Origin of the sequence: Flavobacterium frigoritolerans, from assembly GCF_025847275.1 — a bacterium.
Taxonomy (GTDB): Bacteria; Bacteroidota; Bacteroidia; order Flavobacteriales; family Flavobacteriaceae; genus Flavobacterium; species Flavobacterium frigoritolerans.
The window spans coordinates 26,934-36,189 of the sequence record NZ_JAOZEV010000024.1; the positions used below are offsets into that span (position 1 = coordinate 26,934).

The window sequence follows — 9,256 nt, forward strand, 5'->3', positions numbered from 1 at the left end:
CTAAGCGGAATCGAATGGACTCAGGATGGCAAGATAAAAAGTTAAAAGTTATATACAATATATGAGCCTAGCCCTGATAGAAGCGGCATCCTTTTTCTGGCTCCTTTTGCCAGAAAAAGATATAGCGGAGAGCAGGAAATAGCTTCAAAAAAATCATCAATCAATCACAATCAATCATCGATCAAAAAACGAAACGTCAATCTAAACAAAACAAAATGAAATTATGAACATTGAAAACACAAAAGCACAGATGCGCAAAGGTGTTCTTGAGTTTTGTATCTTATCTGTACTGAAAGAAAAAGATGCTTATACATCGGAAATATTAGACACTTTGAAAAACGCAAAATTACTGGTTGTAGAAGGAACTATTTATCCTTTATTAACCAGATTGAAAAATGACGGTTTACTTAATTATCGTTGGGAAGAATCGACTTCGGGACCACCACGAAAATATTATGGATTAACCGAAATAGGTCAAACATTTTTAAACGAACTAAATGGTACCTGGAATGAACTTTCGGATGCTGTAACACTAATCACCAATCAAAAACAATAGTCATGAACAAAACTGTAAATATTAACTTAGGAGGCATGTTCTTTCACATTGATGAAGATGCATACTTGAAACTGACGCGCTATTTTGACGCTATAAAACGTTCTTTGGGTAACTCTTCTGGTAAAGACGAAATTATTAAAGACATTGAAATGCGTGTATCGGAATTATTAACCGAAAAACAAAAAAGCGAAAAACACGTTGTGGGTTTAAAAGATGTGGATGAGGTTATTGCAGTAATGGGACAACCTGAAGACTACATTCTAGAGGAAGAAGCTAATTCATCTAATCAATCATTTAGCGACTCTGGAACCAGAAAAACTAAAAAATTATACCGTGATAAAGAAAAAGGTATGATTGGTGGTGTAGCAACTGGTTTAGGACATTATTTTGGAATAGATGCTGTTTGGTTAAAAATCATGTTCTTGATATTTGTTTTTGCTGGATTTGGAACTGGAATTGTAGCATATATCGTTTTATGGATTGTAACTCCCGAAGCTGTAACAACTTCGGAAAAACTAGAAATGACTGGTGAGCCTGTTACAATTTCGAATATCGAAAAAAAGGTACGTGAAGAGATTGAGTCTCTTTCGGATAAATTTAAAAATGCCGATTACGATAAAATGGGAAACCAGGTAAAGTCGGGTGCTGAAAGAATAGGAAGTGGTTTTAGTGATTTCATTATGACTGTCTTTAAAATTTTTGCTAAGTTTTTAGGAATTATTTTAATCATCTCAGGACTAACAGTATTAATATTTTTACTAATCGGAGTTTTTACTCTAGGAACGAATCTTTTTATTGAATTTCCTTGGCAAAACTTTGTAGATGCTGGAAACTTTACTGACTACCCTATCTGGATGTTTGGCTTATTAATGTTCTTTGCTATTGGAATTCCATTTTTCTTTATGACGCTATTAGGTTTTAAATTATTGGCTCCAAACATGAAATCTATAGGTAACATTGCAAAATATACCTTACTTGCTATTTGGATCATTGCAATGGCATTAGCAATAAGTATTGGAATAAAACAAGCTACTGAGGTTTCATATGAAAACAAAACAGTACAAAAACATCCTATAAACATTAAAACTACTGATACTCTTTTCGTAAAGTTTAAGTATAATGATTATTATGCTAAAGACTTAAATCATCGTAATGATTTCGAATTTGTGCAAGACTCTGCAAACAACCAATTGATATATTCTACCAATATAAGTTTGCATGTATTACATACTGACGAAAAAACAGCTTACATTCAAATCGAAAAAAATGCCAGAGGAAAATCTTTTATAGATGCTAAAGAAAGAGCAGATAAAATAAATTATAAATTTGAAATAAAAGGAAATCAACTAATACTTGACAACTATCTTTTAACTGATGTTAAAAACAAATTCAGAGATCAAGAAGTAAACATATACTTATACTTACCTGAAGGTCAATTACTAAAACCAGACGCATCAGTAGAAGATTATGATGAATCTGATGATAATTTCTTTAATTTACATTTTAGTTCAGACGATTATATCTATAAAGCAGGTAGTTCTAAAGTTAAATGTTTAAACTGTCCTATATCAGAAAATGAATTTGATGATGTAGATAATGATACCAACCCGAACGATACTATAAATGAAGTTTCGGTTAAAATAAATGGAAAAGAAGTTCTGAACGGAAAAAAAACTTCAGGACACTTAACTACAGATAAAAACGGAGTTATAATTAAAATTAACTAATCATGATCAAGATAATTATTTGTTTTACCAAGTTTATAGTTGTTGCTTTAACAGCTTTGTTATTTGCTTCTTGCAACTTTTCGTCCAACTTTAAATCAATAAATGGAAGCGGAAACGTTGTTACTGAGAAACGAAATGTTCAGGGAGATTTTGAAAATGTATCTGTTAGCAATGCTATAGATCTTGTAATTGAACAATCAGACAAAACAGAAATCTCTGTAGAAGCTGATGATAATTTAATAAATAAAATAACTACTAAGATTGAAGGAAACACTCTAGTAATTAAATGTGACTATAATTCTTTTAGCAACATAAAATCTAAAAAAGTTATTGTAAAAATGCCAATCATTACTAACATAAAAGCTTCGAGCGCATCTACTGTAAAAAGCATAAACGTTATAAGAGGAGAAGATATTAACTTAGATGCATCTAGTGCTGCAAATATGAATGTAAATATCGAATCGGATGCCGTTACTTGCGAAACAAGCAGTGCTAGTAATATCGTTATTGAAGGGAAAGCATTAAAATTAAATGCATCTGCTTCTAGCGGAAGCGGTATCGAAGCAAAGAGAATGTTGGCAAATGATATTGACGCACAAGCTTCCAGCGGCGCTTCAATACATGTACATCCTATTTTAAGCTTAAAAGCAAAAGCTAGTAGCGGAGGGAACATTAATTACAACTCTATTCCTAAATCTATCGAGAAGAAATCGAGTTCTGGAGGAAGTATCGATCAGGAGTAATACATAAATAGTCCTTAAAATTACATTAATCATCCATCGAAAGTGGATGATTTTTTTATATTTGTAAAAAACTAAATTTAATGAAAAAATACACGCTAGTGCTTCTACTTTTAGTTGCCTCAACGACAACTTTCGCACAAAAAAAAGAAAAGATAAAAGGATCTAAAATAGTAACCATCGCATCCAAAGAAATAGGCGAATTCAATAGTCTTGAAGTTAATGACAATCTTGAAGTTTACTTGGAACGTGGAGAAAAAAATGAAATAAAAATAGAAGCTGACGATAATCTTCATGAGATTATTGCAATGGATCTAAACGGACAAGCACTTCGTATTTACACATCCAAAAACGCCAGCATCTTTAAAAAACTAATTGTAAGAGTTACCTACACAAAGGATTTAACTAAAGTTATTGCAAAAAACACTACTGTAGTAAATGCAATTCAAGAACTTCAACTTGATGACATAACTTTTAATTGTGTAGATTATTCAAAATTATTTTTGAATGTAAACTCTAAAAAATTTGCTTTAATAGCCGATGACAAATCAAAAACAGAATTAAATTTAAAATCAGAAAATGCCAGTGTTCAATTAAGCAAAAATGCAGGTCTAAAAGCATTAGTTGTTGCAACAGATTTTAAAGGTGATTTGTATCAAAAATCAAATGCAGCTATTGAAGGCTCTGCTACCAATGGGATTTTAAGATTAGATAACAACTCTATCTTTACAGGAAATAAATTCACAGTAAAGAATGCAAATATTACTGCCGAAAGTTACTCTACTTGTAGCTTACTTGCTGAAACTACAATTACTATTGCAGCTGGAGACAAAGCCGAAGTACAACTTTTGGGAACACCTAAAATCGAACTAACTCGTTTTACTGAAGAAGCTAAATTGATTAAAAGATTGAAATAAATAAATTTCTAACCGAATCAAAATCATAAAAAAAGTCCCAATCATATCGATTGGGACTTTTTTATAAAGAACAAAAAACGAATTAGTCTTTTGAAGCCAAGTATCTTTCAGCATCCAATGCTGCCATACATCCTGTACCTGCAGCAGTAATTGCCTGACGGTACACATGATCTGCTGCATCTCCTGCTACAAAAACACCTGCAACGTTAGTATTTGATGTTCCTGGAGTATTGATTATATATCCTGTTTCATCAAGCGTTAAATAGTCTTTAAAAATATCTGTGTTAGGTTTATGTCCAATTGCAACAAAGAATCCTGTTGCTGGAATATCAAAAACTTCACCTGTAGTTTTATTTTTTGCTTTTACCGCAGTAACTACTTGCTCGTCTCCTATTACTTCAACTGTATCGTGATTCATTAAAATTTCGATATTCTCTGTTTTACGAACACGCTCTTCCATGATTTTTGAAGCTCTAAATTTCTCGCTTCTTACTAACATAGTAACTTTTTTACAAAGTTTAGATAGGTAATGCGCTTCTTCACAAGCTGAATCTCCTGCTCCAACAATTACAACTTCTTGATTTCTATAAAAGAATCCGTCGCAAACAGCACAAGCAGAAACTCCTCCACCCATTTTTAAATAATGTTGTTCTGATGGTAATCCTAAATATTTAGCAGATGCTCCAGTAGAAATAATTACTGTTTCGCAATGTAGTTCGATAGTATCGTTAATCCATACTTTATGAATATCTCCAGAGAAATCTACTTTAGTAGCCCAGCCATCACGGATATCAGCACCAAAGCGTTCCGCTTGCTTTTGCAATTGTATCATCATTTCTGGTCCAGTAACTCCATCAACATATCCTGGAAAATTTTCTACTTCATTTGTTGTAGTTAATTGTCCTCCAGGTTGCATTCCTTGGTATAAAACAGGATTCATGTTAGCTCTGGCGGCATATATAGCTGCAGTATAACCTGCAGGCCCAGAACCTATAATTAGGCATTTAATTTTTTCGATTGTGTCTGACATAATTTTATTTTTTCTGAAATACAAATGTAAACTTTATTCTAAAAATTAGCGACTTAAATAAATCCTAAATAACTATATCAAAATAAATAAAATTTATTTTGCAAAATAGTTTTGACAACTGAAATATTAGTGTATCTTTGCACCCGCTTACGGGGTGTAGCGTAGCCCGGTTATCGCGCCTGCTTTGGGAGCAGGAGGCCGCAGGTTCGAATCCTGCCACCCCGACAAAAGTCTTTTTATAGACAGAATGTCAAATCCCCTTAAATCAAAAGATTTAAGGGGATTTTTTTATTTAACTCCAATTGTATTAAATAAAGCAAAACCTATTCAGCTACTTATTTTGTTTTCTTATGTTTTAGACAAAAGAATAGGAATAACATCTGCTTAACAAAAGACATACTTTAATTAATTAAAACAAAAATTCAGAAAAACATTTATTAATGTCTTTCTGAACTTGTTATGAAATGAGCTGAGCTTACATTCTCAAAATAATAAACTCGCTACGTCTGTTTAACTGATGTTCTTCTTCAGAACAATCCACATCATCTGCACAATGATTTACCAATTGCGTTTCGCCATATCCTTTTCCAGAAAGTCTTTCTTTTGTAATTCCATTTTTGACAAGCCAAGCAATTGTTGATTTTGCTCTTGCATTTGACAACCTATCATTATAAGCATTGGTTTGACGACTATCTGTATGTGATCTTACATCTACCCTCATTGTTGGATACTCTTTCATAATTTCAACAATTTTTGCCAAATCTGCCTGTGCATCTTTGCGGATATTAAACTTATCAAGGTCAAAATAAATCATCTTAATATTGAGCGTTTTTGCCAAATCTGTTCCGATCTTAATTTCTTTAATTTTCTTAGCAATGACTAAAGGAACATCCTTTTTAGTTTCTGATTCAGGAATTGTAACACTTTGCTCATTTGTATCGTAATCTGTTTTCTCTGCTCTAACATAATATTTCCGACCACAGCTCACCATAAATTTATAAGCCGCTCTATCATCTGCAGTCATTTTAGAAATCAGATTGAACTTTTCATCAAATAGAGAGACTAAAGATCCTGGCAAAATATTTCCTGTTTCCTTATCAGTTACAATACCTGTCAGTTCACTTTCACAATCCAAGATCAAAGGTTTATTCTCTATGAAACTATAAATATCATCTCTCCCTTTCCCTCCAACTCTATTAGAAGAAAAATAACCTTTTCTTGTTATATTATCAATTATAAAAGCAAAGTCATCCATCGAACCATTAATAGGTGCTCCTAAATTTACAATTTTACCGATCGTGCCGTCAGATTTAATTTTGGTTATAAAAACATCTAATCCTCCTAATCCTTGATGTCCATCAGAAGCAAAATACAATTCGTTATCTTTAGTAATAAAGGGAAATGTTTCTCTGGCTTCTGTATTAATGCCTCCTAAGAGATTCTCTGGTTTACTATATTGGTTTTCTCCTAAGATACTTACCTTAAAAATATCCGATTGCCCTTTTGTACCAGGCATGTTCGAAGCAAAATATAAAGTTTTTTCATCAGGGCTTAAAGCCGGATGAGCAACACTATAAGAATCATTATTAAATGGTAATTCCATAACATTTCCCCATTTCCCATCTTTCAAAATAGCTTTGTAAAGTTTCAAATTAATTATTTGTTTATCATCCTTTCCAACTTTTCCATCTATAAAGTTATTTCTTGTAAAATATACCGTTTTCAAATCTTTAGTAAATACTGGAGTATCTTCATGAAATTTTGAATTAATAACCTTTGAAAAACGTTTCGGATTAGCTAAATCATTATCATCTGTTCTATTTGAAACATAAAAATTAGTAAAAGCCTGATTTGTCCATTTGGTCTGTATCTTTGCAAACCCAATGGAATCACGTGAAGTAGAAAACACCACTTCATCCCCAAAAAAAGCAGTCCCATAATCCGACTGTGAGGTGTTTACCCCTGTTGTTTTAACTTCATATCTACCAGAGTTTGCGTCTATAATTTTTTTATAATCTTTCTGCTGTTTATACAAGTTCCCACGAATATCGCTGACAGAGAGTTCATGAAACTTATCCAAAATCTGATCTGCTTTCTTATAATCCTCTATAGCCTTTAAGGTTTGTGAATAACGATAATAATATTCGCTTTCAACTTGCTCATTAAGATTAAACAGTTCAGCATACCATTTATTAGCTTCCTTTAAATTGGCGTTAAAATAGTACGAATCGCCTAGTTTCTGAAATAATTCTTTTGACTTATATCCTTTATTAGCCACTTTAAGGTAAGTTTGAGTAGCATCAACATAGGCTAAATCATTATATTGGGTCACCCCTTTTGCCATTTTTGCTTCTTGTGCCTGCATATGCAATCCAAAGGACAAAGCACATATCAAATAAATTTTTTTCATACCGGTTATTTTTAGAAGAATCTAGGAGAGACTACTTTATCATATTTTTTAAACAATTCATAACGAAGAAAAATTTCATGCGACCCAGAGTTGAAATTCCCCAAACGCGTTGTTTCTTTATCATAAGCATACCCGATCAACAATGAATTAGATATTTGAAAACCTGCCATTGCGCTAACAGCAGCGCTCCACCTGTATGCAGCACCAAAGGTCAGCTTATCGAAGAATAAAAAATTTGCCGAAAAATCTACCTGCAAGGGAGCTCCTTTAACTACTTTACTTAAAATGGACGGTTTAAATTTAGTATCTCCTCCCAAATCAAAAACATGTCCTGCCATTATATAATAGTGCATGCGCTCACTAGCCACATATTGAATATCATTGTCATAATAATTATTCTCCAGAAAGTACGGCACCGAAACTCCCACATAGGTTTTATCCGAATACAAAAAAACGCCTGCTCCTATATTACCAGAGAACCTATTGTCAATATCTTTACGATTAAGATTATCATTAGGGTTGAATAATTTCACCTTATTAAAATCGACATTAAACATATCAGCAGTCCCTTTAACCCCGAAAGCCAATTTAAAGCTTTCGGAAGTTGGAATATAGTAACTTAAGTCAAGTGAGATAATATTATTATCTGAAGGCCCCAATCTATCATTGACAAAACTCACTCCCAAGCCTAATTTTTTTGAAGCGCTTAATGGAGTATGAATTGCTGCTGTATTAGTAACAGGAGCCCCATCTAATCCCACCCATTGTGTCCTGTGCATTATCAAGGCACTCAAACAACCTCTCGAACCAGCATAGGCAGGATTAATATTTGCAGTATTATACATATATTGAGTGTACTGTGCATCTTGTTGGGCATTGGCAACAAATCCATTGAGTACTAATCCTAATATAATTAATCTTAATTTCATAATCATTTTTTTAAAATTGTATAAACCTAACATCTATCTGTTTAGATATAAGTATCCAGCTTTTTCTCTTATATCCCCATCGGTTTTCACATATCTGATGATATAGTAATAAGTTCCTTCAGGCAGATTATCGTTTGCATTTACTGTTGTTCTTCCTCTAGATTTCCCATCAAAAGCAATAGTTTCATTATCGTATCCTTTGGCCTTATATATCATAACTCCCCATCTGTTATAAATTTCAACAGTATTATTAGGAAACTTTGTTATTCCATCTATGTAGAATACATCATTATCACCATCACCATTTGGCGTAATATGAGTATAGACATCAATATCTTCAATAGTCTTAACAATCACTGTTACCACAGCTGTTGAACAATTTACAGGATTCAATTTCTCACAAATAGTATATATTATCTGGTAAGTTCCCGCTGGTGTTCCTGGTGCCAAATCAACTATACCATCTACATTTAATACAATATGCCCTGTTGAATCTGGAGTATCAACTGTAAGTGTAACTTCACTTAATCCTGTTGAATTTCCATTTAATGTGTCATTTCCAAGGATGTCAATGATTCCAGTTGTCCCAGCTGACCCTGATACTATAGTAGCCGAATCATCATTTGCATCGATAAGCGCTCCCACAACATTAATAACACTTGTTATTGTAGCACAATTTCCCGGATTGGTTGCCTCACAAATTGTATATTGAACATTATAAGAGCCTGCTGGTGTATTCAATCCAACAGATACCGTACCATCTGGGTTTAATATTAATCCTGTAGGAATACTCACTAGACTAAGTATTACCTGACCTGAATTGGTTCCAATTACTGCCGCTATACCATTTAAAGTATCATTATTTATCAATGAACGAGTTATTCCACCTCCACTTCCATTAATAGGTCCTTCTGTTTCTGTTATCGCATTAATAATACTTATTGGCG

8 protein-coding genes and 1 tRNA gene are annotated in these 9,256 nt (G+C 33.0%); 5 read left to right on the top strand and 4 right to left on the bottom strand.

Features of this window, described 5'->3' with window-relative positions; all coding sequences use genetic code 11:
• Positions 1-223: 223 nt before the first annotated feature.
• From OIU80_RS19490 to OIU80_RS19505, 4 genes are all read left to right on the top strand, one after another.
• Positions 224-556, top strand: coding sequence for a PadR family transcriptional regulator (locus tag OIU80_RS19490; protein WP_039112343.1), 333 nt, complete (start codon positions 224-226; stop codon positions 554-556).
• Between the two features lie 2 nt (positions 557-558).
• Positions 559-2,283, top strand: a complete 1,725-nt coding sequence (locus OIU80_RS19495) for a PspC domain-containing protein (RefSeq protein WP_264288646.1) — start codon at positions 559-561, stop codon at positions 2,281-2,283.
• A 2-nt stretch (positions 2,284-2,285) separates the two neighbouring features.
• Entirely contained in the window at positions 2,286-3,026 is a 741-nt protein-coding gene (locus tag OIU80_RS19500; RefSeq protein WP_264288647.1) for a head GIN domain-containing protein, read from the top strand.
• 80 nt (positions 3,027-3,106) lie between these two features.
• Entirely contained in the window at positions 3,107-3,940 is an 834-nt protein-coding gene (locus OIU80_RS19505) for a DUF2807 domain-containing protein (protein ID WP_264288648.1), read from the top strand.
• Between the two features lie 82 nt (positions 3,941-4,022).
• Here the strand turns inward: OIU80_RS19505 and trxB are convergent, their stop codons facing one another.
• A complete protein-coding gene (gene trxB, locus OIU80_RS19510) occupies positions 4,023-4,970 on the bottom strand; it encodes a thioredoxin-disulfide reductase (RefSeq protein WP_264288649.1) in 948 nt (315 codons plus the stop codon).
• Positions 4,971-5,120: 150 nt separating this feature from the next.
• Between trxB and OIU80_RS19515 the strand changes: the two genes are divergently transcribed.
• Positions 5,121-5,195: transfer RNA gene (locus tag OIU80_RS19515), tRNA-Pro, on the top strand.
• Positions 5,196-5,445: 250 nt separating this feature from the next.
• Here the strand turns inward: OIU80_RS19515 and OIU80_RS19520 are convergent.
• From OIU80_RS19520 to OIU80_RS19530, 3 genes are all read right to left on the bottom strand, one after another.
• Complete coding sequence (locus OIU80_RS19520) at positions 5,446-7,380, bottom strand: OmpA family protein (protein WP_264288650.1); 1,935 nt, start codon at positions 7,378-7,380, stop codon at positions 5,446-5,448.
• Positions 7,381-7,391: 11 nt separating this feature from the next.
• A complete protein-coding gene (locus tag OIU80_RS19525) occupies positions 7,392-8,309 on the bottom strand; it encodes a PorP/SprF family type IX secretion system membrane protein (RefSeq protein WP_264288651.1) in 918 nt (305 codons plus the stop codon).
• A gap of 33 nt (positions 8,310-8,342) precedes the next feature.
• A partial coding sequence (locus tag OIU80_RS19530; RefSeq protein ID WP_264288652.1) for a gliding motility-associated C-terminal domain-containing protein occupies positions 8,343-9,256 on the bottom strand: 914 nt, incomplete at its 5' end.

Bases quoted from the DNA above. Each gene is read 5' to 3' on its own strand.
- OIU80_RS19490 (WP_039112343.1), top strand. From the start codon at position 224: ATGAACATTGAAAACACAAAAGCACAGATGCGCAAAGGTGTTCTTGAG.
- OIU80_RS19495 (WP_264288646.1), top strand. From the start codon at position 559: ATGAACAAAACTGTAAATATTAACTTAGGAGGCATGTTCTTTCACATT.
- OIU80_RS19500 (WP_264288647.1), top strand. From the start codon at position 2,286: ATGATCAAGATAATTATTTGTTTTACCAAGTTTATAGTTGTTGCTTTA.
- OIU80_RS19505 (WP_264288648.1), top strand. From the start codon at position 3,107: ATGAAAAAATACACGCTAGTGCTTCTACTTTTAGTTGCCTCAACGACA.
- trxB (WP_264288649.1), bottom strand. From the start codon at position 4,970: ATGTCAGACACAATCGAAAAAATTAAATGCCTAATTATAGGTTCTGGG.
- OIU80_RS19520 (WP_264288650.1), bottom strand. From the start codon at position 7,380: ATGAAAAAAATTTATTTGATATGTGCTTTGTCCTTTGGATTGCATATG.
- OIU80_RS19525 (WP_264288651.1), bottom strand. From the start codon at position 8,309: ATGAAATTAAGATTAATTATATTAGGATTAGTACTCAATGGATTTGTT.